General features: G+C 67.0%; 29 protein-coding genes and 1 tRNA gene. 26 read left to right on the plus strand and 4 right to left on the minus strand.

The features are described from left to right. A complete protein-coding gene (hisD, locus tag ACAM51_RS19900; RefSeq protein WP_369641648.1) occupies positions 1 to 1383 on the plus strand; it encodes a histidinol dehydrogenase in 1383 nt (460 codons plus the stop codon). Here hisD and ACAM51_RS19905 read toward each other — a convergent pair. After that, positions 1370 to 1786, minus strand: coding sequence for a DUF2917 domain-containing protein (locus ACAM51_RS19905; protein ID WP_369641649.1), 417 nt, complete (start codon positions 1784 to 1786; stop codon positions 1370 to 1372). The genes hisD and ACAM51_RS19905 overlap by 14 nt on opposite strands. 151 nt (positions 1787 to 1937) lie before the next feature. Between ACAM51_RS19905 and ACAM51_RS19910 the strand changes: the two genes are divergently transcribed. From ACAM51_RS19910 to tatC, 16 genes are all read left to right on the plus strand, one after another. Further along, positions 1938 to 3392, plus strand: a complete 1455-nt coding sequence (locus ACAM51_RS19910; protein ID WP_218293442.1) for a PLP-dependent aminotransferase family protein — start codon at positions 1938 to 1940, stop codon at positions 3390 to 3392. A 57-nt stretch (positions 3393 to 3449) separates the two neighbouring features. Beyond that, positions 3450 to 3674 carry a hypothetical protein gene (locus tag ACAM51_RS19915; protein ID WP_008905190.1) on the plus strand — a complete coding sequence of 75 codons (225 nt, stop codon included), beginning with the start codon at positions 3450 to 3452 and terminating at the stop codon, positions 3672 to 3674. Positions 3675 to 3688: 14 nt separating this feature from the next. Next, the gene (locus tag ACAM51_RS19920) at positions 3689 to 4141 is read left to right on the plus strand and encodes a PIN domain-containing protein (RefSeq protein WP_369641650.1); all 453 of its coding nucleotides are present in this window, start codon (positions 3689 to 3691) and stop codon (positions 4139 to 4141) included. Next, positions 4138 to 5259, plus strand: a complete 1122-nt coding sequence (locus ACAM51_RS19925; RefSeq protein ID WP_369641651.1) for a histidinol-phosphate transaminase — start codon at positions 4138 to 4140, stop codon at positions 5257 to 5259. The genes ACAM51_RS19920 and ACAM51_RS19925 overlap by 4 nt, the downstream gene beginning before the upstream one ends. Next, positions 5256 to 5891 (plus strand): imidazoleglycerol-phosphate dehydratase HisB, encoded by a 636-nt coding sequence (gene hisB, locus ACAM51_RS19930; protein ID WP_218293446.1) that lies wholly within the window; start codon positions 5256 to 5258, stop codon positions 5889 to 5891. Before ACAM51_RS19925 ends, hisB begins: the two co-directional genes overlap by 4 nt. Positions 5892 to 5943: 52 nt before the next feature. Beyond that, entirely contained in the window at positions 5944 to 6621 is a 678-nt protein-coding gene (gene hisH / locus ACAM51_RS19935) for an imidazole glycerol phosphate synthase subunit HisH (protein ID WP_218340330.1), read from the plus strand. A gap of 56 nt (positions 6622 to 6677) precedes the next feature. Further along, positions 6678 to 7418 (plus strand): 1-(5-phosphoribosyl)-5-[(5-phosphoribosylamino)methylideneamino]imidazole-4-carboxamide isomerase, encoded by a 741-nt coding sequence (hisA, locus tag ACAM51_RS19940; RefSeq protein ID WP_218340329.1) that lies wholly within the window; start codon positions 6678 to 6680, stop codon positions 7416 to 7418. 119 nt (positions 7419 to 7537) lie between these two features. Beyond that, positions 7538 to 8338 (plus strand): imidazole glycerol phosphate synthase subunit HisF, encoded by an 801-nt coding sequence (gene hisF, locus ACAM51_RS19945; protein WP_369641652.1) that lies wholly within the window; start codon positions 7538 to 7540, stop codon positions 8336 to 8338. A gap of 113 nt (positions 8339 to 8451) precedes the next feature. After that, on the plus strand, positions 8452 to 8850 hold the full coding sequence (gene hisI, locus ACAM51_RS19950) for a phosphoribosyl-AMP cyclohydrolase (protein ID WP_218294405.1): 399 nt from the start codon (positions 8452 to 8454) through the stop codon (positions 8848 to 8850). A 5-nt stretch (positions 8851 to 8855) separates the two neighbouring features. After that, complete coding sequence (locus tag ACAM51_RS19955; protein ID WP_218293449.1) at positions 8856 to 9230, plus strand: phosphoribosyl-ATP diphosphatase; 375 nt, start codon at positions 8856 to 8858, stop codon at positions 9228 to 9230. Next, positions 9227 to 9613: a hypothetical protein gene (locus tag ACAM51_RS19960; RefSeq protein WP_218293450.1), complete on the plus strand. Its 387-nt coding sequence runs from the start codon at positions 9227 to 9229 to the stop codon at positions 9611 to 9613. Before ACAM51_RS19955 ends, ACAM51_RS19960 begins: the two co-directional genes overlap by 4 nt. Then, positions 9606 to 10652, plus strand: a complete 1047-nt coding sequence (locus ACAM51_RS19965; RefSeq protein ID WP_369641653.1) for a patatin-like phospholipase family protein — start codon at positions 9606 to 9608, stop codon at positions 10650 to 10652. Before ACAM51_RS19960 ends, ACAM51_RS19965 begins: the two co-directional genes overlap by 8 nt. Before the next feature lie 162 nt (positions 10653 to 10814). Then, on the plus strand, positions 10815 to 11171 hold the full coding sequence (locus ACAM51_RS19970) for a histidine triad nucleotide-binding protein (protein WP_369641654.1): 357 nt from the start codon (positions 10815 to 10817) through the stop codon (positions 11169 to 11171). A gap of 106 nt (positions 11172 to 11277) precedes the next feature. After that, positions 11278 to 11514: a Sec-independent protein translocase subunit TatA gene (gene tatA, locus ACAM51_RS19975; protein WP_218293453.1), complete on the plus strand. Its 237-nt coding sequence runs from the start codon at positions 11278 to 11280 to the stop codon at positions 11512 to 11514. A gap of 44 nt (positions 11515 to 11558) precedes the next feature. Continuing rightward, positions 11559 to 12023, plus strand: coding sequence for a Sec-independent protein translocase protein TatB (gene tatB / locus ACAM51_RS19980; protein ID WP_218293454.1), 465 nt, complete (start codon positions 11559 to 11561; stop codon positions 12021 to 12023). A 68-nt stretch (positions 12024 to 12091) separates the two neighbouring features. After that, a complete protein-coding gene (gene tatC / locus ACAM51_RS19985) occupies positions 12092 to 12889 on the plus strand; it encodes a twin-arginine translocase subunit TatC (RefSeq protein ID WP_218293455.1) in 798 nt (265 codons plus the stop codon). 276 nt (positions 12890 to 13165) lie between these two features. Here the strand turns inward: tatC and ACAM51_RS19990 are convergent, their stop codons facing one another. After that, positions 13166 to 14308 carry a S1C family serine protease gene (locus tag ACAM51_RS19990; protein ID WP_218293456.1) on the minus strand — a complete coding sequence of 381 codons (1143 nt, stop codon included), beginning with the start codon at positions 14306 to 14308 and terminating at the stop codon, positions 13166 to 13168. 138 nt (positions 14309 to 14446) lie between these two features. On the opposite strand from ACAM51_RS19990, the gene ACAM51_RS19995 reads away from it, so the two are divergent. Together ACAM51_RS19995 and pdxA are read left to right on the plus strand one after the other, a co-directional pair. Beyond that, positions 14447 to 15214: a Nif3-like dinuclear metal center hexameric protein gene (locus ACAM51_RS19995; RefSeq protein ID WP_369641655.1), complete on the plus strand. Its 768-nt coding sequence runs from the start codon at positions 14447 to 14449 to the stop codon at positions 15212 to 15214. A 98-nt stretch (positions 15215 to 15312) separates the two neighbouring features. Further along, complete coding sequence (pdxA, locus tag ACAM51_RS20000; RefSeq protein ID WP_369641656.1) at positions 15313 to 16341, plus strand: 4-hydroxythreonine-4-phosphate dehydrogenase PdxA; 1029 nt, start codon at positions 15313 to 15315, stop codon at positions 16339 to 16341. Between the two features lie 183 nt (positions 16342 to 16524). Here pdxA and mscL read toward each other — a convergent pair whose 3' ends face one another. Further along, entirely contained in the window at positions 16525 to 16953 is a 429-nt protein-coding gene (gene mscL / locus ACAM51_RS20005) for a large conductance mechanosensitive channel protein MscL (protein ID WP_218293459.1), read from the minus strand. Between the two features lie 145 nt (positions 16954 to 17098). On the opposite strand from mscL, the gene petA reads away from it, so the two are divergent. From petA to ACAM51_RS20035, 6 genes are all read left to right on the plus strand, one after another. Further along, entirely contained in the window at positions 17099 to 17698 is a 600-nt protein-coding gene (gene petA / locus ACAM51_RS20010; protein WP_218293460.1) for a ubiquinol-cytochrome c reductase iron-sulfur subunit, read from the plus strand. Between the two features lie 14 nt (positions 17699 to 17712). Continuing rightward, the gene (locus ACAM51_RS20015) at positions 17713 to 19125 is read left to right on the plus strand and encodes a cytochrome bc complex cytochrome b subunit (RefSeq protein ID WP_218293461.1); all 1413 of its coding nucleotides are present in this window, start codon (positions 17713 to 17715) and stop codon (positions 19123 to 19125) included. Between the two features lie 17 nt (positions 19126 to 19142). Beyond that, positions 19143 to 19904, plus strand: a complete 762-nt coding sequence (locus ACAM51_RS20020) for a cytochrome c1 (protein ID WP_218293462.1) — start codon at positions 19143 to 19145, stop codon at positions 19902 to 19904. 111 nt (positions 19905 to 20015) lie between these two features. Next, positions 20016 to 20627: a glutathione S-transferase N-terminal domain-containing protein gene (locus tag ACAM51_RS20025; RefSeq protein ID WP_007854512.1), complete on the plus strand. Its 612-nt coding sequence runs from the start codon at positions 20016 to 20018 to the stop codon at positions 20625 to 20627. Positions 20628 to 20678: 51 nt separating this feature from the next. Next, positions 20679 to 21227, plus strand: coding sequence for a ClpXP protease specificity-enhancing factor (locus tag ACAM51_RS20030; protein WP_369641657.1), 549 nt, complete (start codon positions 20679 to 20681; stop codon positions 21225 to 21227). Positions 21228 to 21279: 52 nt separating this feature from the next. Further along, positions 21280 to 21355, plus strand: a tRNA-Thr gene (locus tag ACAM51_RS20035). A gap of 51 nt (positions 21356 to 21406) precedes the next feature. Here ACAM51_RS20035 and ACAM51_RS20040 read toward each other — a convergent pair. Beyond that, entirely contained in the window at positions 21407 to 21706 is a 300-nt protein-coding gene (locus ACAM51_RS20040; protein WP_218293464.1) for a hypothetical protein, read from the minus strand. Between the two features lie 31 nt (positions 21707 to 21737). On the opposite strand from ACAM51_RS20040, the gene ACAM51_RS20045 reads away from it, so the two are divergent. Beyond that, the gene (locus tag ACAM51_RS20045) at positions 21738 to 22721 is read left to right on the plus strand and encodes a M23 family metallopeptidase (RefSeq protein WP_369641658.1); all 984 of its coding nucleotides are present in this window, start codon (positions 21738 to 21740) and stop codon (positions 22719 to 22721) included. The last annotated feature ends 83 nt before the right edge of the window (positions 22722 to 22804 follow it).

Below are 22804 nucleotides of genomic sequence, written 5' to 3' on the forward strand. Positions count from 1 at the left end.
ATGACTCTGGTAGCTGCTCCCGCCCGTCTGTCCACCGCTGCGGCCACTTTCGAGGCTGATTTCGCAGCCCGACTGCACTGGTCGGCCGACACCGACGCGGCCATCGAGCAGCGCGTGGCCGACATCCTGGCCGACGTGCAAAAGCGCGGTGACGCCGCGGTGCTGGAGTACACCGCCCGTTTCGATGGCCTCTCGGCCCCCGATATGGCGGCGCTCGAGCTGACCCAGGCCGACTTCAAGGCCGCGTTCGACGCCATTCCAGAGGCCCAGCGCGACGCGCTGCAGGCTGCCGCCCAGCGCGTGCGCAGCTACCACGAGGCGCAAAAGAAGGCCTCGGGCGAGAGCTGGAGCTACCGCGACGAGGACGGCACGCTGCTGGGCCAGAAGGTCACGCCGCTGGACCGCGTGGGCATCTACGTGCCCGGCGGCAAGGCCGCGTACCCGTCCAGCCTGCTGATGAACGCCATCCCGGCCCACGTGGCGGGGGTGCAGGAAATCATCATGGTCGTGCCCACACCGGTGCGCGGCAGCGTGGCCACCGGTGGAACGGGCGAGGGCACTTCGACGAAGGGCGAGCGCAACGAACTGGTGCTGGCCGCCGCCTACGTGGCGGGCGTCACGCGCGCCTTCACCATCGGCGGCGCGCAGGCCGTGGCCGCGCTGGCGTACGGCACCGAAACCGTGCCCAAGGTGGACAAGATCACCGGCCCCGGCAACGCCTACGTGGCCAGCGCCAAGAAGCGCGTGTTCGGCACGGTGGGCATCGACATGATCGCGGGCCCCAGCGAAATCCTGGTGCTGGCCGACGGCAGCACGCCGCCCGACTGGGTGGCGATGGACCTGTTTTCACAGGCCGAACACGACGAGCTGGCCCAGAGCATCCTGCTGTGCCCCGACGCCGCCTACCTCGACGCCGTGCAGCGCGAGATCGACCGCCTTCTGCCCACCATGCCGCGCGCCGAGATCATCGCCAAGAGCCTCACCGGCCGGGGCGCGCTGATCCTCACCAAGGACATGGAAGAAGCCTGCGCCATCAGCAACCGCATCGCACCGGAACACCTGGAGGTGAGCAGCACCGACCCACACCGCTGGGAGCCGCTGCTGCGCCACGCGGGCGCGATCTTCCTGGGGGCGTATACCTCCGAGAGCCTGGGCGACTACTGCGCGGGCCCCAACCACGTGCTGCCCACCAGCGGCACCGCACGCTTCTCGTCGCCCCTGGGCGTGTACGACTTCCAGAAGCGCAGCAGCCTCATCGAGGTGAGCGAGGCCGGTGCCCAGGTGCTGGGCACCATCGCGGCCGAGCTGGCCTATGGCGAGGGCCTGCAGGCCCACGCGCAGGCGGCAGAGATGCGGCTGACGACGCCTCTCAAGCCGCGCTGATCGCACCCCGTGGCAGGGTGCCTGGCGCGGGTGCCGTCGCCTTGGGCTGAGAGGCTGCAGCGGGGGCGGGCGGGCAGGAGGCGGCCCCTGCCACGGACCGGTGCTTCGCCCAGTTCAGGCGGGCGGGCCGGTGGCCTTCGGCGCTCACGCGCAGCCGCACGGGCCCGGTGAACGACAGGCGCTGGCCGGCCTCCAGGAAATAGTCTTCCAGCAGGCCGTCGCAGGTCACCCACACGCGGCCTTGTTCCACTTCGAGCAGGGCCATGTCGCCCGCACGGAAGTCCAGCACCTGGACGGCCTGCAGCGGCGGCAGCGGCTGGCGCTTCCATTGCAGGGTGAGCGGGACCGCTGGCTGGGTCGGCAGAGCGGGCGACGGGAGGGTGGGGGTGTGCAGCGAGTTCATGCCTTCACTGTGCGGCCACCCGCCGTGCGCCGCCAGCCACAGGCATGGACCATCTGGGCCAGTACAGAACCATGTACCAGCCCATCTGTACTGGTTGTACTGGCCCGCCTCTGTACTGTCTGCCGGCCAGGGTGCCAGTACAGAATGCAGCATGGCCACCGATGACGCACCCCCGCTGTACCTGCAGATCGCCGAGCAGCTCGCGCAGCTGATCCGCAATGGCACCCTGGCGCGCGGCGAAAAGCTGCCGTCGGTGCGCGAGCTGGCGCGCCAGCATGCCGTGGCGCAGACCACGGTGGTGCAGGCCTACCACTGGCTCGAGGATGCACGCCTGATCACCGCGCGCCCGCGCTCGGGCTTCTTCGTGGCGGCGCGCCCGGTGAGCCTGCCCGAGCCCAGCACGCCGCGCCCCCTGCGCCGTCCGCGCGAGGTGTCGGTGGACTGGCTGGGCCAGCGCATCCTGGGCCGCAACCAGCCGGTGGACATGATCTCGTACAGCAGCGGCACGCCCGGCCCCGAGCTGTTCAACCCCGACCGCGTGCGCCGCGCCGTGGTGCGCGCCGCGCAGCGCCACCGCAACCTGCTGTGCACCTACCCCAGCTCCTCGGGCCACGAAGACGCCCGCCGCGCCATCGCGCGCTACGCCGTGGGCCTGGGCTGCAGCCTCGACCCCGAGAACATCGTGGTCACCGGCGGCTGCATGGACTCCATTGCGCTGTGCCTGCGCGCCGTCACCCAGCCGGGCGACGTGGTGGCGCTGGAGTCGCCCACGCATTTCTCCTTTCTGGAGGTGCTGCAGGGCCTGCACCTCAAGGCGCTGGAAATTCCCACCCACCCGCGCAACGGCCTGTCGCTGGATGCGCTGCAGCTGGCGCTGGAAACCCAGCCGGTCAAGGCCGTGATGATCGTCCCCACGCTCAGCAACCCGCTGGGCAGCTGCATGCCGCAGGCTGAGCGCAAGCGCCTGGCGCAGATGGCGGCGCGCCATGGCATGGCGGTGATCGAGGACGCGATCTACAACGACCTCGTGGAGGTGGACGAGATGCGCCGCACCGTCAAGTCGTACGACACCACGGGCCACGTGATGCTGTGCGATTCGTTTTCCAAGACGCTGGCGCCGGGCCTGCGCCTGGGCTGGCTGGAAGCCGGGCGCTGGGCCGACAAGCTGCGCGCCATCAAGGACCTGCAGGCAGGCGGGCAGTCGGCCGTGCTGGAGCTGGCGCTGGCCGACCTCATCACCCAGGCCGGCCATGCCGCCGCGATGCGCCAGCTGCGCGCGGCCGTGGCCGCGCGCATGGACGAGGTGCGCCGCATCATCGCCGCGCACTTTCCGCAGGGCACCCGGGTGAGCGACCCGCCCGGCGGGCTGCTGCTGTGGCTGGAGCTGCCGCGCGCGCTCGATTCGGTGCAGCTGCACGAGGCCTGCCTGGCGCAGCAGATCCTGATCGCGCCCGGCACGGTGTTCAGCGCCAGCGGGCGGTTTCGCAACTGCCTGCGCATTGGCGTGGGCGGTGACTGGTCGCCTGCCCATCTGGCGGCCCTGCGCACCGTGGGCGACATGGCGTGCCAGATGCTGCGGGCAGGGACACAGCTCAAGGCCGCGTAACCGCCCAGAAAACAACACGAAGTTCGTGGTGCACGAAGTTCGTGTAATATTTCAGCCATGAAAAACATCACCGTGACCATGGACGACACCGTTGCCGAATGGGTGCGCGTGGAAGCCGCCAGGCGCGGCAGCAGCGTCTCGCGCCTGCTGGGGGAATGGCTGGCCGAAAAGATGCGCCAGGAAGACGCTTACGCCCAGGCCATGCGCGAGGCGCTGGGGTTCGAATCCTGGGGCGCGTCCAGCGGACCGTACGTGCCCCGCGAGACCCTGTTTCTGCGCTGAGCGGTGCAATACCCATGAGCACCGTCCCCATCTTTGTCGATACCGAAATCCTGCTGGCCAGCGTGGACGACCGCGACGCCGAGCGCCAGGCGCGGGCCCGCGAATGGATCGGTTTTTGCTGGCAGACGCGCAGCGGCCGCATCAGCTCGCAGGTGCTCAACGAGCTGTACAACCAGGCGATCCAGCGCTTTGACGGCCCGCAGGTGCTGCAGCAGGTGCGCGCCCAGGTGCGCCGCCTGCGCGTGTGGCTGCCGCCGCACCTCGATTCCTACACCGTGGACGGCGCCTGGGACCTGCAGGACCGCTACCGCCTGGGCTACTGGGATGCGCTCATCCTCTCGTCCGCCCACCAGCAGGGCTGCCGCTACCTGTTGACCGAAGCCCTGCCGCACGGCGAGCCCCTGGACGCCGTGCGCCCCATCAACCCGTTTCTCATCACCCCCAACGAACTGGACACCACCGAATGACTACTCCCGCGTCGTCTCCCCTCCAGGCCCTGGCCCGCATCCGCCCCGACGTGCGCGCCATGCATGCCTACGGCGTGCAGCCTTCCGCCGGCATGCTCAAGATGGACGCGATGGAGAACCCGTTCCGCCTGCCCGCCCATCTGCAGGCCGCGCTGGGCCAGCGCCTGGGCGCGGTCGCGCTCAACCGCTACCCCGGCGACCGCCTGCTGGACCTGAAGGCCTCGCTGGCCCAATACGCCGGCCTGCCCGAGGGCTACGGCATCGTGCTGGGCAACGGCTCGGACGAGCTCATCACCCTGCTGGCCCTGGCCTGCGCGCAACCCGGCACGGGCCAGCGCGCCACCATGCTGGCGCCCATGCCGGGCTTCGTGATGTACCCGCTGTCCGCGCAACTGCAGGGCCTGGATTTTGTGGGTGTGCCGCTCACGCCCGATTTCGAGCTGGATGAGCCCGCCATGCTGGCCGCCATCGCGCAGCACAACCCCGCCATCACCTACATCGCCTACCCGAACAACCCCACGGCCACGCTGTGGGACGAGGGCGCGGTGCAGCGCATCGTCGACGCCGCGGGCGCGCAGGGCGGCATCGTGGTCATGGACGAGGCCTACCAGCCCTTTGCCAGCCGCACCTTCATCGACCGCATGCGGGCCGAGCCAGCCCGCAACGCCCACGTGCTGCTCATGCGCACGCTCAGCAAGTTCGGCCTGGCGGGCGTGCGCCTGGGCTACCTCATCGGCCCCGCCGCGTTCGTGAGCGAGATCGACAAGGTGCGCCCGCCCTACAACGTGAGCGTGCTCAACTGCGAGGCCGCGCTGTTCGCGCTGGAGCACGCCGACGTGTTCGCCGGGCAGGCCGCCGAGATCCGCGCCGAGCGCACCAAGCTCCTGGCGGCCCTGCGGCAGATGCCCGGCATCGAAAAATGCTGGGACAGCGAGGCCAACATGATCCTGATCCGCGTGGCGGATTCCGCCCGGGCGTACGAGGGCATGAAAAACCGCAAGGTCCTGGTCAAGAACGTTTCTACAATGCACCCATTGCTGGCCAACTGCCTGCGCCTCACGGTGGGCGCCGCCTCCGACAACGCGCAGATGCTCGCCGCCCTGCAAGCCTCCCTATGACTTCCTCCGCACTCGTCACTTCCGCAACACCCGATCCCCTGGCCGACCGCATCGCCGAGGTCAGCCGCAACACTGCCGAGACGCGCATCCGCGTGCGCATCAACCTCGACGGCACGGGCCAGGCCAAGCTTTCCACCGGCATCGGCTTCTTCGACCACATGCTCGACCAGATCGCCCGCCACGGCCTGATCGACCTCGACATCGACTGCGAAGGCGACCTGCACATCGATGGCCACCACACGGTCGAAGATGTGGGCATCACGCTGGGCCAGGCCTTTGCGCGCGCCGTGGGCGACAAGAAGGGCATCCGCCGCTACGGCCACGCCTACGTGCCGCTGGACGAAGCGCTGTCGCGCGTGGTGGTGGATTTCTCGGGCCGCCCGGGGCTGCACATCGACGTGAAGTTCACGGCCGGCAGCATCGGCCAGCTCGATACGCAGCTGGTGTACGAGTTCTTCCAGGGCTTCGTGAACCACGCGGGCGTCACGCTGCACATCGACAATCTCAAGGGCATCAATGCCCACCACCAGTGCGAGACCATCTTCAAGGCCTTCGGGCGCACGCTGCGCGCGGCGCTGGAGCGCGATCCGCGCTCGGTGGGCGTCATTCCGTCCACCAAGGGCTCCTTGTGAAATTTTTGAGCCAGATCAAGCGCTAACGCTTGATGAATAAGCGCCAATAGCTATGAATATGGAAGCAAAAACCGTTGCGGTCGTGGACTACGGCATGGGCAACCTGCGCTCGGTGTCGCAGGCCGTGCAGGCCGCCGCAGAGGGCACCGGCTGGACCGTGGTCGTCACGCAGCGTCCCGAGGACGTGCGCGCGGCGCAGCGCATCGTGCTGCCGGGGCAGGGCGCCATGCCCGACTGCATGCGCGAGCTGCGCGAATCCGGCCTGCAGGAATCCGTGCTCGAAGCGGCTGCCGCCAAGCCGATGTTCGGCGTGTGCGTGGGCATGCAGATGCTGCTGGACCACAGTGCCGAGGGCCCCCATGGAGGAACGCCCGGCCTGTCGCTGATCCACGGCGATGTGCGCAAGTTCGACCTGGCGGGCCGCACCCAGCCCGACGGCAGCCGCTACAAGGTGCCCCAGATGGGCTGGAACCAGGTGCGCCAGGTGCCGCACGCGGGCAAGGTGCACCCGGTGTGGGCCGGCGTGCCCGACCACAGCTACTTCTACTTCGTGCACAGTTTCTATGCGGTGCCGCGAGACGCGGCCCACTGCGCGGGGCAGGCGGACTACGGCGGTGTGTTCGCCGCCGCCGTTGCGCGCGATAATATTTTCGCCACGCAATTTCACCCTGAAAAGAGCGCGGAGCACGGCCTGGCCCTGTACCGCAATTTTCTGCACTGGAATCCCTAATCCAACCCGTTCGGGCCGAGCCCTGCCTCGCCCTTTTCCTCCCGAACTTCACCACCATGCTGCTCATCCCCGCCATCGACCTCAAGGACGGCCACTGCGTACGCCTCAAGCAAGGCGATATGGACCAATCCACCACCTTCGGAGAAGACCCTGCCGCCATGGCGCGCAAGTGGGTGGATGCCGGTGCGCGCCGCCTGCACCTGGTGGACCTGAACGGCGCCTTCGCGGGCGTGCCCAAGAACTACACCGCCATCAAGTCCATCCTCCAGGAGGTGGGCGACGACATCCCGGTGCAGCTCGGCGGCGGCATCCGTGACCTGGACACCATCGAGAAATACATCGACGGCGGCCTGCGCTACGTGATCATCGGCACGGCGGCGGTCAAGAACCCCGGCTTCCTGAAGGACGCGTGCAGTGCCTTTGGCGGCCACATCATCGTCGGCCTGGATGCCAAGGACGGCAAGGTGGCCACCGACGGCTGGAGCAAGCTCACGGGCCACGAGGTCGTGGACCTGGCCAGGAAGTTCGAGGACTGGGGCGTCGAGTCCATCATCTACACCGACATCGGCCGCGACGGCATGCTCTCGGGCATCAACATCGACGCGACGGTGAAGCTCGCGCAGTCGCTCTCCATCCCGGTGATCGCCTCGGGCGGCCTGTCCAACATGGCCGACATCGAACAGCTGTGCGCCGTCGAGGAAGAGGGTGTCGAAGGCGTGATCTGCGGCCGCGCCATCTACAGCGGCGACCTTGATTTCGCGGCAGCGCAGGCGCGCGCCGACGAGTTGAATGGATAACCCCCTGAGCGGCGGCTGCGCCGCTTCCCCCAAGGGGGACGACGCCAGTGGCCTGGCGAAGCCAGTTCCACGGCGTCCGCTGGCCTCGGCAACGCCCCATCCACGAATCGCTGACTGACATGCTTGCCAAACGCATCATCCCCTGCCTCGACGTCACCGGAGGCCGCGTGGTCAAGGGCGTCAACTTCGTCGAACTGCGCGATGCGGGCGACCCCGTCGAGATCGCCGCGCGCTACAACGCGCAGGGCGCCGACGAACTCACCTTCCTGGACATCACCGCCACCAGCGATGGCCGCGACCTGATCCTGCCCATCATCGAGGCCGTGGCCAGCCAGGTGTTCATCCCGCTCACCGTGGGCGGCGGCGTGCGCACGGTCGAGGACGTGCGCCGCCTGCTCAACGCGGGCGCCGACAAGACCAGCTTCAACTCGGCCGCCATCGCCAACCCCGAGGTGATCAACGCCGTGTCGGCCAAGTATGGCGCGCAGTGCATCGTGGTGGCCATCGACGCCAAACGCCGCTCGGCCGAGGATGCCCAGCGCATCGGCGCCCACGGCCAGCCCGTGGGCGCGGGCTGGGATGTCTACAGCCACGGCGGGCGCAAGAACACGGGCCTGGATGCCATTGCCTGGGCCACCGAGATGGCGCAGCGCGGCGCGGGCGAAATCCTGCTGACCAGCATGGACCGCGACGGCACCAAGGCAGGTTTTGACCTGGAGCTGACCCGCGCCGTCAGCGACGCCGTGGGCGTGCCCGTGATCGCCTCGGGCGGCGTGGGCAACCTCGACCACCTGGCCGACGGCATCCAGACCGGTGGAGCCGACGCGGTGCTGGCGGCCAGCATCTTCCATTACGGCGAATACACCGTGGGCCAGGCCAAGGCGCGCATGGCCGAACGCGGCATTCCCGTGCGGCTGTGAAGCAATTGCTATTAAAAAAATAGCTGTCGGCGCTTGATGGAAAAGCGCCAGATGCCCAAAAGACTGAGTAAATCCGGGGGCACGCACGTTCCCGGCGATCCAAATCGCCGACAATCCCGCCCATGAACTGGCTCAACGAAGTGAAATGGGATGCGCAGGGCCTGGTGCCCGTGATCGCGCAGGAGCAGGGCACGGGCGACGTGCTGATGTTTGCGTGGATGAACCGCGAGGCGCTGGAGAAAACCGCGGAGCTCGGCCGCGCCGTGTATTTCAGCCGCTCGCGCGGCAAGCTGTGGTTCAAGGGCGAGGAGTCCGGCCACGTGCAGACGGTGCATGAAATCCGCCTGGACTGCGACAACGACGTGGTGCTGCTCAAGGTGACCCAGCTGGGCCACGAGCCCGGCATCGCCTGCCACACGGGCCGCCACAGCTGCTTTTTCAGCGTGCTCAAGGATGGCGCCTGGCAGGCGGTCGATCCGGTCTTGAAAGACCCTGAATCCATCTACAAGTAAGAGCCATGAGTTCCAACGATTCCCTCGCACGCCTGGCCGATGTGATTGAAAGCCGCAAGCCGGCCAACGGCGGCGATCCCGAGAAAAGCTACGTCTCGCGCCTGCTGCACAAGGGGCCGGACGCGTTCCTGAAGAAGATCGGCGAGGAAGCCACCGAGGTCGTCATGGCCGCCAAGGACGTGGACCACGGCGCCGACAAGTCCAAGCTCGTCTACGAGGTGGCGGACCTGTGGTTCCACTCCCTGGTGGCGCTGGCCCACTATGGCCTCACGCCCGCCGACGTGCTGGCCGAGCTGGAGCGCCGCGAGGGCACCAGCGGCATCGAGGAAAAAGCCTTGCGCAAGGCCGTTGCGCGCGCCACCCAGGAGGGTTCCCCATGAACGATATCGTCGACGTGCAGACCACCAGCCAGAAGGCGCAGGGCCTCAAGAACATCGGCTGGGTCAGCTATGTGCTGCACCTGATCGTGGCGGTGGGCGCCGTCCTTCCGGGGGCGCAGGGCAGCCTGGTGCTGCTCTTGATTGCGCTGGTGCTGGATCTGGTCAAGCGCGGAGATGCCGAAGGCACCTGGCAGGCCAACCATTTTTCCTGGCGCATCCGGTCCGTGCTGTGGGCCGGCGTGCTGTACGCGGTCACGTCGCCGCTGTGGCTGCTGCTGATCGCGCCGGGCTGGATCGCCTGGGGCGTCATTTCGCTGTGGTTCCTTTACCGCATCGTGCGCGGCATGCTGGCCATGAGCAAGAACCAGGCCGTGGATGCCTGAGCCTGGCGCGCCGCTCCCCCGCCTGAACCTGGCCCTGCAGGGCGGCGGCTCGCACGGCGCGCTGACCTGGGGCGTGCTGGATGCGCTGCTCGAGGACGGGCAGTGGCACTTCGAGGGCGTGAGCGGCACCAGCGCCGGTGCCATGAACGCCGTGGCCCTGGCACACGGCTTTGCCAAGGCCGCACACGAACACAAGGACCCGCACGAAGCCCACCTGGCGGGCTGCCAGCAGGCGCGCGAGACGCTCACCCGCCTGTGGGAAGGCGTGGGCACGCTGGGCAGCCTGATGTGGGGTTCGCCGCTGTCGGCCGCCAACCCCATGATGGGGCTGATGCGGCAGTGGCTGTCGCCCTACCAGACCAACCCGCTGGACATCAACCCGCTGCGCCGCCTGCTGGAGCGCGAGGTGGATTTCGACCTGCTGTGCACCGCGCGGCGCGCCAGCAGCGCGGCGGGCGGGCCCAAGGTGTTCGTCTGCGCCACCAACGTGCGCACAGGGCGGGGCGAGATATTCTCGGGCTCCAGGCTCAGCGCCGATGCCGTGATGGCCTCGGCCTGCCTGCCGCTGATGTTCAAGGCCGTGGAGATCGACGGCCAGCACTACTGGGACGGCGGCTACTCGGGCAACCCCGCGCTGCACCCGCTGATCTACCAGACCGAGGCCTCGGACATCCTGCTCGTGCAGATCAACCCCATCGAGCACCTGGAGCTGCCGCATTCCGGCGCCGAGATCATGGAACGCATGAACGAGGTCACCTTCAACGCCAGCCTGCTGGCCGAGATGCGCGCCATCGAGTTCGTGCGCCGCCTGCTCGCCGAGGGCAAGCTCGACCCGCGCCGCTACAAGAGCGTGCGCATGCACCGCATCGACGGCGGCTCGGTGCTGGCCCCGTTCGGCGCCGACAGCAAGATGCGCGCGGACCTGGCCTTCGTGCGCAAGCTGTTCGCCCTGGGCCGCACGGTCGGACAGGAATGGCTGCATGCGCACCGCAAGGATGTGGGCGTGCGCCCGACCATCAAGATCGCTGACAATGCTTGAAGCCCCCTGTGTCGCCTGCGGCGCCTTCCCCCTCAGGGGGACGCCACCCGTGGCCTGGCGGAGCCAGTTCCACGGTGGCGCCGGCCTGGGGCGCGCCGGTGGCAATGGCTTGGGGTTGAGCAGCGCCCGGTGAACTGTTAATTTCGTACCGACATTTTTCTCATGCACGATCCGAACTGCCTTTTCTGCAAGATCATCGCGGGCCAGATTCCTTCGAAGAAGGTCTATGAGGACGAGGAGATCTTCGCCTTCCACGACATCCACCCCTGGGCGCCGGTGCACTTTCTGATGGTGCCCAAGCGGCATGTCCCTTCGATGGCGCAGGTCACCGCAGACGATGCGGGAGTTCTGGGGCGCATGATGGCGCTGGCGCCCCGGCTGGCCGTGGAGCAGGGCTGCAACCCGTACCCCGAGGGTGGCTTTCGCGTCGTGGTAAACACGGGGCTTGAAGGCGGGCAGGAAATCCACCACCTGCATGTTCACGTGATGGGCGGCCCCCGCCCGTGGCTCAAAGGCTGAACCAGGCTGACGGCGCGTGCCGATAGTTTCCCGCTGGCGGGCAAGGGCGTCGGACTTCGGTCGCGGCCCCCGTCTAAAATGACTGCAATTCGTTAGGAGATATTCCATGGGCTCTTTTTCCATCTGGCACTGGCTGATCGTGCTGCTGATCGTCGTCATGGTGTTCGGCACCAAGAAGCTCAAGAACATGGGCTCCGACCTCGGGGGCGCCGTCAAGGGCTTCAAGGACGGCATGAAGGACGGTTCGGCCGATGCCCCCGCCACCCCTCCCGCAGGCCAGGTTGCCAACAACCCGGCGGCCGACAAGACCACCATCGATGTCGAAGCCAAGCAAAAGAGCTGAGCGCGCCGTCCGCACCGGCCCTCGCATGCCTTTTCGCCTGACCCATGATTGATATTGGCCTGTCCAAGATGGCGCTGATCGGCGCGGTGGCACTCATCGTCATCGGGCCGGAGAAGCTCCCGCGCGTGGCCCGCACGGTGGGTACGCTGCTGGGCAAGGCCCAGCGCTACGTGTCCGACGTGAAGGCCGAGGTGAACCGGTCCATGGAGCTCGATGAGCTCAAGAAAATGAAGGACACGGTGGAGACCGCCGCACGCGACGTGCACAACTCCATCCAGACCAGCGCCAGCGAGTTCGAGAAGGACTGGGCCTCGGCCACGGAGACCAGCAACGCCGACCTGCACGAGCCGCAGGCGCCCGTGGTGCCGGCCTACAAGCACCCTGGCAAGAACTGGCGCCTCAAGCGGGGCGCGGTGCCCCAGTGGTACAAGTCCCGCAGTGGCGTGCGCACGAAGGCGCAGTCCGGCGCGGCGCGCGTCGCGCGCTACCGCCCCCAGAAATTCCATTGATGACGACGATGCGGCGCGGCGTGCCGTGCGCGCTGCATGGGCGGCCTCCACGCCCCTGAAAACCCAATATGTCCGAAACCCCCTCCAAAGAAGACGAGCTGGCCGGTACCGAGCAGCCCTTCGTGCAGCACCTGATGGAGCTGCGCGACCGGCTGGTCAAGGCGCTCATTGCCATCGCCATCGCGGCGGCGATCCTGTTCTTCTTTCCCGGCCCTGGCGCGCTGTACGACTTCCTGGCGGCGCCGCTGGTGGCCCACCTGCCCAAGGGCGCCACGCTGATCGCCACCTCGGTGATCTCGCCGTTCATGGTGCCGCTCAAGATTTTGCTGATGTCGGCCTTCCTGCTGGCATTGCCCTTCGTGCTGTGGCAGGTGTGGGCCTTCGTGGCGCCGGGCCTGTACTCGCACGAGAAGAAGCTGGTGCTGCCGCTGGTGGTCTCCAGCACGCTGCTGTTCTTCATCGGGGTGGCGTTCTGCTACTACCTCGTGTTCGGGCAGGTGTTTGCGTTCATCCAGAGCTTCGCGCCCAAGAGCATCACGGCCGCGCCAGACATCGAGGCCTACCTGAGCTTCGTGCTGTCGATGTTCCTCGCGTTCGGCCTGGCGTTCGAGGTGCCCATCGCCGTGGTGGTGCTGGCCCGCATGGGCATCGTGAGCGTGCAGAAGCTGCGCGAGTTCCGCGGCTACTTCATCGTGCTGGCGTTCGTGATCGCCGCCGTCGTCACGCCGCCGGACGTGGTCTCGCAGCTGTCGCTGGCCGTGCCCATGTGCCTGCTGTACGAAGTGGGCATCTGGGCCGCGCAGATCTTCATCAAGCACACCAAGGCGCCTGAGGACACCGAGGAATCCGCCTCCGCGTCGTCCTGATCGATCGGCGCGCCGCCGTGGCGCGCTGGAAGGCGGGGTTGCACTGGGAGCCCCGGGCCTCCTGCTCCGCAAGGAATATCCAGATAAAAATAGCTGCCAGCGCTTGTCCGTCAAGCGTTGGCAGCTATTTTTTTGATAGTGCGCCGCAGCGCGGCCGCAGCTGCTTGGCCATCGGTGGGAACTGGCGCGCAGCCAGCCCGGGGCCATGGAACGCGGGTTTCGCCGGGCCGTCCGCGGCGCCCCCGTTGAGGGCGCCGCGCGGCGGCGCGGGGCTTGTTACCTCTTTCTCGGCTTTGGGCGCACGCCAGGGTTGATGCTCAGCTCCACCAGCTTGTCGCCGCGCTGCACGTTGAACGGGGCCACGGTTCCGGGCTTGAGCCCCGCCACGGCGGTCAGCAGTTCGGACACATTGCCCACGTTTTTTCCATCCACGCGCACGATCACGTCGCCGGGCCGCATGCCGGCCTGGGCCGCAGGGCCGTCCTGCAGCACGCCGGTGATGATCACGCCTTCGGTGGCCTTCACGCCGAAGGTCTCGGCCAGCTCGGGGGAGAGCTCGTTGGGCTCCACGCCGATCCAGCCGCGCGTGACCTGGCCGTCCTTCACGATGCCGTCCAGCACCAGCCGCGCGGTGGACACGGGGATCGCAAAGCCGATGCCCATGCTGCCGCCCGAGCGCGAGTAGATCGCGGTGTTGATGCCCATGAGGTTGCCGTTCACGTCCACCAGCGCGCCGCCCGAGTTGCCGGGGTTGATGGCCGCGTCGGTCTGGATGAAGTTCTCGAAGGTGTTGATGCCCAGCTGCGTGCGGCCCAGCGCGCTCACGATGCCGCTGGTCACCGTCTGGCCCACGCCGAACGGGTTGCCGATGGCCAGCACCTGGTCGCCCACGGCGAGCACGTCCGAGTTGCCCAGCACGATGACGGGCAGCTTGTCGAGTTCGATCTTGAGGATGGCCAGGTCGGTGTCGGGGTCGGTGCCGATCACGCGGGCGCGGGCGCGGCGGCTGTCGGTCAGCGTCACCTCGATCTCGTCGGCGCCCTCCACCACGTGGTTGTTGGTCAGGATGTAGCCGTCGGGGCTCACGATCACGCCGCTGCCCAGCCCGGCCTGCGCCTGCGCGCCCTGGTCGCCAAAGAAGAACTGGAACCAGGGGTCGTTGCTGCGCGGATGGCGCACGGCCTTGCTGGTATTGATGCTGACCACCGCGGGCGCGGCCTGGCGCGCGGCAGCGCTGAAGCTTCCCGCCGCTGGCTGCGGGCTGGCGGTGGTCGCGGGAGCCTCCAGCAGCGCGATGCCCGCGCCCGAGCGCGTGGTGGCGCCCCGGCCCAGCCAGCTCGGCTGCAGCGTGGCGACGACGAAATAGGCGGCAACGAACACCGTCACGGCCTGGGAAAACAGCAACCAGATGCGCTTCATGAAATTCTTCTGTACCGATGAGGAAGGGGCGGAAGGGGGTGTGGGGCTGGGGCTTTCGGCCTGCACGGCAGGCCCTGGCCGCCTCTGCGGGCACATTGTCCCCCAACTGGGACCGCCGGCGCGCGCGACAATAGCCGCATGAGCATTTCACGCACCCACCTTCTGCAGGCCTTCGACAGCCTGCTGCAGCCCGAGCGTTTCAAGGACTACGGTCCCAACGGCCTGCAGGTCGAGGGCAAGGCCGAAGTCCGCCGCATCGTGAGTGGCGTGACGGCCAGCCGCGCCCTGATCGAGGCGGCCATCCGCGAGCGGGCCGATGCCATCTTCGTGCACCATGGCCTGTTCTGGCGTGGCCAGGACGGCCGGGTGACGGGCTGGATGAAGCAGCGGCTGCAGCTGCTGCTGGCGCACGACATCAACCTGTTCGCGTACCACCTGCCGCTGGATGCGCACGCCGAACTGGGCAACAACGCCCAGCTGGGGCGCGTGCTGGGCCTTGCCGCCGATGCGCGGTTCGGGGAGCAGGACCTGGGATTCTCCGCGCCGGCGGCCTTCGCCGACGGCCAGGCGCTGGCCGACCACGTGGCCCGGGCACTGGGACGGGCCGTGACCCTCGTGCAGCCCGAGGCGGCGGGCGCGCAGCGGCAGCAGCCTCTGGGCCGCGTGGCCTGGTGCACGGGCGGCGCCCAGGGCTACTTCGAATCAGCGATTGCCGCGGGGGCGGATGCCTTCATCACAGGGGAGATTTCGGAGCCCCAGGCCCATCTGGCACGCGAGATGGGCGTGTGTTTCATCGCGGCGGGGCACCACGCCACCGAGCGCTACGGAGCGCCGGCCGTCGCCGCGCACGTGTCCGGGCTGCTGGGCCTGGAGCATGTGTTCATCGAAATCCCCAACCCGGCCTGAGGGCCGCGAAGCCTTTTGGTGATATTGCTATTTAATCAATAGCATTTGGCGCTTTTCCCTCCGGCGCTGGACGCTGATTCCATTTCCATTCCATCCCCATGACACCACTGGCCATCACCCAAGGCGATCCCGCAGGCATCGGCCCCGAGATCGTCGCCAAGGCCTTCCGCGATGCGCCCCAGGACCTGCAGGGCTGTTTCGTGGTGGGCGACGTCGCCACGCTGCGCCGTGCGGCGCAGGCCATCGTGCGCCCCGGCGTTCCGGCCGTGCCGGTGGCGCAGATCGCGGCGGCGGCGCAGGCCCTGGCGATGCCTCCCCGCTGCATTCCGGTGCTGGCCCTGCCCGGCATCCCGGGACCGCAGCACTGGGGGCGGATCAGCGCCGAGGCGGGGCGGGCGGCGGCCGACAGCGTGGTCTGGGCCGCGCGGGCAGCGCTCCGGGGCGAGGTGGCGGGCCTGGTGACGGCGCCGCTGCACAAGGAGGCGCTGTCGGCCGCCGGCGTCGCTTTCCCGGGCCATACCGAGCTGCTGCAGGCCGAGGCCGCTGCGCACCAGGGCGTGGCACTGGCGCAGATGCCCGTGCGCATGATGCTCGCCAGCGACGAGCTGCGCACGGTGCTGGTCAGCATCCACGTGTCGCTGCGCGACGCCATCGACGCGGTCACGCCAGGCAATGTGCTGCAGACCCTGCAGATCACGCACGCCGCATTGGCGCGCAGCCTGGGCCGCGCGCCGCGCATGGCGGTGGCGGGGCTCAATCCCCACGCGGGCGAGGGCGGGCTGTTCGGGCGCGAGGAAGTGGAGGTGATTGCACCGGCCATTGCCGCGGCGCGGGCACAGGGCCTGGACGTGCACGGCCCGTTCGCGCCGGACACGGTGTTCATGCGTGCGCGCAGCACACCCGCGCGCGCTGGCGAGTTCGACGTGGTTGTCGCGATGTACCACGACCAGGGCCTCATCCCGGTGAAGTACCTGGGCGTGGACAAGGGCGTGAACGTGACCTTGGGCCTGCCGCTGGTGCGTACCAGCCCCGACCATGGCACGGCGTTCGACATCGCGGGGCAGGGCGTGGCCGACGCCGCGAGCCTCATCGAGGCGGTGCGCATGGCGCGGGCGCTGTGTGAGTGAATTGCACGCTGGCGCTTGATGGTAAAGCGCTGAATGCTACTGTTTATATAGCAATCGAGAGAGTGGCGCCAAACCAGCGCCACCCGCGAAACCGGCGCACCTCACGGCAGCGCACCCGTGGAGCCGGCTTTGCCAGGCCACCGGGCGCGTCCCCCGTGGGGAGGCGCGCAGCGCCTCAGGGGGCTATCTCTTCAGGCTGTCCCGGATCTCGCGCAGCAGCACGATGTCTTCCGGTGGCGCGGCCGGGGCTTCGGGGGCAGCGGGGGCTTCGCGCTTGAGGCGGTTGATCTGCTTGATCATCATGAAGATGATGAACGCCAGAATGATGAAATTGACGGCCACGGTCAGGAAGTTGCCGTAGGCAAACACCGGCACGCCCGCCTTCTTGAGGGCGTCCAGCGTCATGGCGGTGCCCGGCGGCACCGTGCCCAGCACCACGAACAGGTTGGAAAAATCGAGCTTGCCGAACACCAGCCCGACCACCGGCATGATCAGGTCCGACACGACAGAGTCCACGATCTTGCCGAAGGCCCCCCCAATGATGACGCCCACGGCGAGGTCAATCACATTGCCCTTGACCGCGAACTCCCTGAACTCCTGCATCATCCCCATGTTGTGCTCCTTGTGTGAATGGCGATCCCGGAGTATTGCCCGGAGCGGTGGCCTGTCAAGACAGTCCCTCACTTTGAAATAACCATTTTCACTCCGCTACAATTCGCGGTTGACCCCAATCTAGCGATGTTCATCGAGGATCCCCATGAGTGACACTCCAATCGACTCCAGCAAACGGACGTGGCTGATCGCGTCCGGCTGTGCTGGTGCGGTGGGCGGCGTGGCAACCGCCGTACCTTTCGTGAGTACTTTTCAGCCCTCCGAGCGCGCCAAAGCCGCCGGTGCTGCCGTCGAGGTGGATATTTCCGCCCTCAAGCCCGGAGAAAAAGTCACTGTGGAGTGGCGCGGCAAGCCCGTCTGGATCATCAAGCGTACGCCCGAGCAGCTCGCCGAGCTGCCCAAGCTCGATGGCCAGCTCGCGGATCCCAAGTCTGAACGCAAGCCTTCCGAACTCACGCCCGAGTACGCGCGCAACGAAGCCCGCTCCATCAAGCCGGAAATCTTCGTGGGCGTGGGCATCTGCTCGCACCTGGGCTGCTCGCCCTCCGACAAGTTCCAGCCCGGCGCCCAGCCGTCGCTGCCCGACGACTGGAAGGGCGGTTTCCTGTGCCCCTGCCACGGCTCCACGTTCGACATGGCCGGCCGCGTCTTCAAGAACAAGCCCGCACCCGACAACCTCGAAGTGCCCCCCCACATGTACCTTACCGAGACGCGCCTGCTGATCGGTGAAGACAAGAAGGCTTGAAGGAGCACGACGACATGGCTGAATTCAAGGAAATCTCTCCCAACGCCTCGGCGGGCGCCAAGGTCACGAACTGGTTCGAGAACCGCTTCCCGACCGCTTTCGACGCCTACAAGGTGCACATGTCGGAGTACTACGCTCCGAAGAACTTCAACTTCTGGTACATCTTCGGCTCGCTGGCGCTGGTCGTGCTGGTGATCCAGATCGTGACCGGCATCTTCCTGGTCATGCACTACAAGCCCGATGCCAGCCTGGCGTTCGCGTCGGTCGAGTACATCATGCGCGATGTGCCCTGGGGCTGGCTGATCCGCTACATGCACTCCACGGGCGCGTCGGCGTTCTTCGTGGTGGTGTACCTGCACATGTTCCGTGGCCTCATCTACGGCAGCTACCGCAAGCCGCGCGAGCTGGTCTGGATCTTCGGCTGCGCCATCTTCCTGTGCCTGATGGCGGAAGCCTTCATGGGCTACCTGCTGCCCTGGGGCCAGATGTCGTACTGGGGCGCCCAGGTGATCGTGAACCTGTTCGCGGCCATCCCTTTCATCGGTCCTGACCTCGCGCTGCTGATCCGTGGCGACTACGTGGTGGGCGACGCCACGCTGAACCGCTTCTTCAGCTTCCACGTGATCGCCGTGCCGCTGGTGCTGCTCGGCCTGGTGGTGGCGCACTTGCTGGCGCTGCACGATGTGGGTTCCAACAATCCCGACGGCGTGGAAATCAAGGGCCCCAAGGCGCCCAAGGATGCCAATGGCAAGCCGCTCGACGGCGTGCCTTTCCATCCCTACTACACGGTGCATGACATCTTTGCCTTGTCCATGTTCCTGATGGCCTTCACGGCGGTGGTGTTCTTCGCGCCCGAGTTCGGCGGCTACTTCCTCGAGTACAACAACTTCATCCCCGCGGACCCGCTCAAGACGCCCGCTCACATCGCGCCGGTCTGGTACTTCACGCCGTTCTATTCGATGCTGCGTGCCATTACCACCGAAATGATGTACGTGCTGGTCCTGTGCGTGGTGGCCGGTGCGGGCTTTGGCGTGCTCAAGGCCAAGCTGCCCAGCTTCATCAAGGTGGGCATCGCGGGTGCGGCTGTGGTCGTGATCGCGATGATGCTGTCCATCGACGCCAAGTTCTGGGGCGTGGTGGTGATGGGCGGTGCCGTGGTCATCCTGTTCTTCCTGCCCTGGCTGGACCACAGCCCGGTCAAGTCGATCCGCTACCGTCCGGACTGGCACAAGTACCTGTATGGCGTCTTCGTGATCATCTTCCTGATCCTGGGCTACCTGGGCGTGCAGCCCCCGTCTCCCATCGGCGAACGCGTATCGCAAGTGGGCACGCTGTTCTACTTCGGCTTCTTCCTGCTGATGCCCTGGTGGAGCCGCATTGGCGAGGCCAAGGCAGTGCCCGACCGCGTGACCTTTGTGGCGCACTGAGCCTGGAGACAACAACAATGAAGAAACTCATCCTCACGCTGATCGCCGCGGTGGGCCTGGCGGCCGGTGCCGCCCACGCCTCGGGTGGTGACACCATCGCCTGGGACAAGGCGCCCAACAAGACCAACGACCTGGCCTCCCTGCAAAACGGCGCCAAGGTATTCGTCAACTACTGCCTGAGCTGCCATTCGGCTGCCTTCATGCGCTTCAACCGCCTGCGCGACATCGGCCTGACCGAGCAGCAGATCAAGGACAACCTGCTGTTCACGACCGACAAGGTCGGCGAGACCATGAAGGCGTCCATCGATCCCAAGCAGGCCAAGGAATGGTTCGGCGCCAACCCGCCGGACCTGACCGTGATCGCGCGGTCGCGCGCCGGCCACGGCGGCACGGGTGCCGACTACCTCTACACCTTCCTGCGCACGTTCTACCGCGACGACACCAAGGCCACCGGCTGGAACAACCTGGCTTTCCCGAGCGTGGGCATGCCCCATGTGCTGTGGGAAATGCAGGGCGACCGCCGCCCCGTGTTCGAAGAGCACGAGAGCCATGGCCACAAGACCCAGGTGTTCAAGGGCTGGGAGCAGGTCAAGCCAGGCACGATGACCCCGCTGCAGTTCGACCAGACCGTGGGCGACCTCGTGAACTACCTGCAGTGGATGGGTGAGCCCGCCCAGAACACCCGCGTGCGCGTGGGGGTGTGGGTGCTGATCTTCCTCGGTTTCTTCACCATCATCGCCTGGAGGCTGAACGCAGCCTTCTGGAAGGATGTGAAGTAAGCAGCACGAGCCGTAGATCCATGAGAAGGCGCCCTTCGGGGTGCCGCCGGATTGTTTGCAGAGTGGGCGCTTTTGGCGTCCCACTCTTTTGATTTTTAGGAGCCTCCCACCATGATGGTGCTTTATTCGGGTACGACCTGTCCCTTCTCCCACCGCTGCCGCTTCGTCCTGTTCGAAAAAGGCATGGACTTTGAAATCCGCGATGTGGACCTGTACAACAAGCCCGAAGACATCAGCGTGATGAACCCGTACGGCCAGGTGCCCATCCTGGTCGAGCGCGACCTGATCCTGTACGAGTCGAACATCATCAATGAGTACATCGACGAGCGCTTCCCGCACCCCCAGCTGATGCCCGGCGACCCGGTCGACCGCGCCCGCGTGCGCCTGTTCCTGCTCAACTTCGAGAAGGAACTGTTCGTGCACGTGAACATCCTGGAGTCGCGCGCCACCAAGGGCAACGAAAAGGCGCTGGAAAAGGCGCGCGCCCACATCCGCGACCGTCTCACGCAGCTGGCCCCCGTGTTCCTCAAGAACAAGTACATGCTGGGCGACAACTTCTCCATGCTGGACGTGGCGATTGCCCCGTTGCTGTGGCGCCTGGACTACTACGGCATCGACCTGTCCAAGAACGCGGCGCCGCTGCTCAAGTACGCCGAGCGCATCTTCTCGCGCCCTGCCTACATCGAAGCGCTGACGCCGTCCGAAAAGGTCATGCGCAAGTAATCTGCGGCCTGCCCAATTTCTCTTCATCTACCGCAGCAGCCACCCATCTTCATGACCGCACAGGAATCCACCTCCACGCGCCCGTACCTCATTCGTGCCCTGTACGAGTGGTGCACCGACAACGGGCTCACGCCCTATGTGGCCGTGCGCGTGGACGATTCCGTGCAAGTGCCGCGCGAGTACGTGAAGGATGGCGAGATCGTCCTGAACATCAGCTTTGACGCGACGAGCGCCTTGCAGCTGGGCAACGATTTCATCGAGTTCAAGGCCCGCTTCGGCGGCAAGCCGCGGGAGATCCTCGTCCCGGTGGGCCGGGTCATCGCCATCTATGCCCGTGAAAACGGCCAGGGCATGGCGTTTCCTCCCCCGGTGGATGTGCTCGCTGGCAGCAGCGGTGCGGGCCCGGAGGCTCCAGCGCTGCCGGAGGCATTGCCATCGGCGCAGGATGTGGTGGCGGCCGGCGCTGTGCCTGCTCCCGAGGACCGCGTGGTCCAACTGGTGCCCTCCGACGATGGCAAGAAGGATGGCGACGGCGGCGACGCGCCGCGGCCTCCCCCGGCAGCGGGTGGTGCCCGGCCTTCTCTCAAGCGGGTCAAATAACGGCCCCAGCATTTTTTTGAGGCTGCTTTTTCCACTATAAAATGCAGCCTTCGCCGGTTTAGCTCAGTTGGTAGAGCACCCGCCTTGTAAGCGGTAGGTCGTCAGTTCGATTCCGACAACCGGCACCATGTCCCTGGTGTCTCCCACGCATTCCCCGACCCCGACCCTGGCGCAGGCCGTCAGGTTTGAACTTTCAGGCGAATCGCGTTAACCTCCCACCCCCGGCTGCGCAAATGCGCCTGCAGAGCAGGCAGCAGCTGGCGTATTTTTGCCGCTGCGGCATTGCTCTTGACGAGCAGGCACCAGGAGTCCCCATCGATGGGCCCCGCCTGGACCGTGGGACGCAGCGCCGCAGGAATCAGCATTTCAATGGCCTTGAGCCGATCACTGGAATCGCGTGTCAACGCTGTGAGCTTGGCCAGCGTGGGAGAGTCCTCGCTGGCCTGCTGCAGGCTGACGGCGTAGTGGCGGCGGTTCATGGTGTGCGTCTTCGGGCGTGGAGAATTCGTAGTGCATCTGATTATCACGGACGCCAGGCTGGCGCGCAGCCGGGCCATTCACCTGTCGGGCACGCGCCTGCTGCTGGCCGGGCTGGCGCTGTCGCTGTGCCTCATGCTGGTGGCTGCGACGCTCTACCACTGGGTTTTCCTCAAGGGCGCGCGCGAAGGCTGGCCGATCGTGGGCTCGCTGGTCCGACTGGTCGTGAAGGACGAGTTTGCCGAGCGGGACCGGTTCATGCGCGCCAACCTGGATGCGATGGCCCGCCGTGTCGGCGAGATGCAGGCCCGCATGGTGCAGCTGGAATCGCTGGGCGACCGCGTGCTGGGCCTGGCGGGCATGGCGCCCTCCGATATCCAGAAATCGGATGCCCGGGGGGGCGTGCTCGTGAGCGCGCGCAATCTGTCGATGGAGGAGCTGCAGTCCACGCTCGATGAGCTGGAGCGCCTGACCAACCAGCGGGTGGACCTGATGACGGTGCTCGAATCGCGCCTGTTCGACCAGCACATCCGAAAGAAGATGATTCCCACCCATGCGCCGGTGACCGGCCGCGTGCCCGGCTCGTCCTTTGGCTGGCGGGTGGACCCGATCACGGGCCAGTCGGCGCTGCACACGGGGCTCGACTTCCAGGCCGATACGGGTACGCCCATCCTGGCCGCTGCCGGTGGCGTGGTGGTGACCCAGGAATACCACCCCGCCTACGGCAACATGATCGAGGTGGACCACGGCAACCAGCTGGTCACGCGCTACGCCCACGCATCGCGCACCCTGGTCAAGCAGGGGGACATCGTGCGCCGTGGCCAGAAGATTGCGGAGGTGGGGACCACGGGGCGTTCCACGGGCCCCCATCTGCATTTCGAGGTGCTGGTGCAGGGTGTTTTCCAGGACCCGCAGAAGTTCCTGAGCGCGGGCGGCGCGGGCCCTGCGGCTCAGGTTGCGGCGGTCCAGCCCCGCGCATCGCCCGGCCAGCCGGCCGTGCCCGCAGCGGGCAGGTAAAATCGCGGGTCCGGTGTTCAGGCCCGGGATTGCAAGGAGCTTGCAATCCATGGCGATGGACCCACCTGAACTCAATTCATCTT

Source organism: Acidovorax sp. A79, assembly GCF_041154505.1.
Taxonomy (GTDB): domain Bacteria; phylum Pseudomonadota; class Gammaproteobacteria; order Burkholderiales; family Burkholderiaceae_C; genus Acidovorax.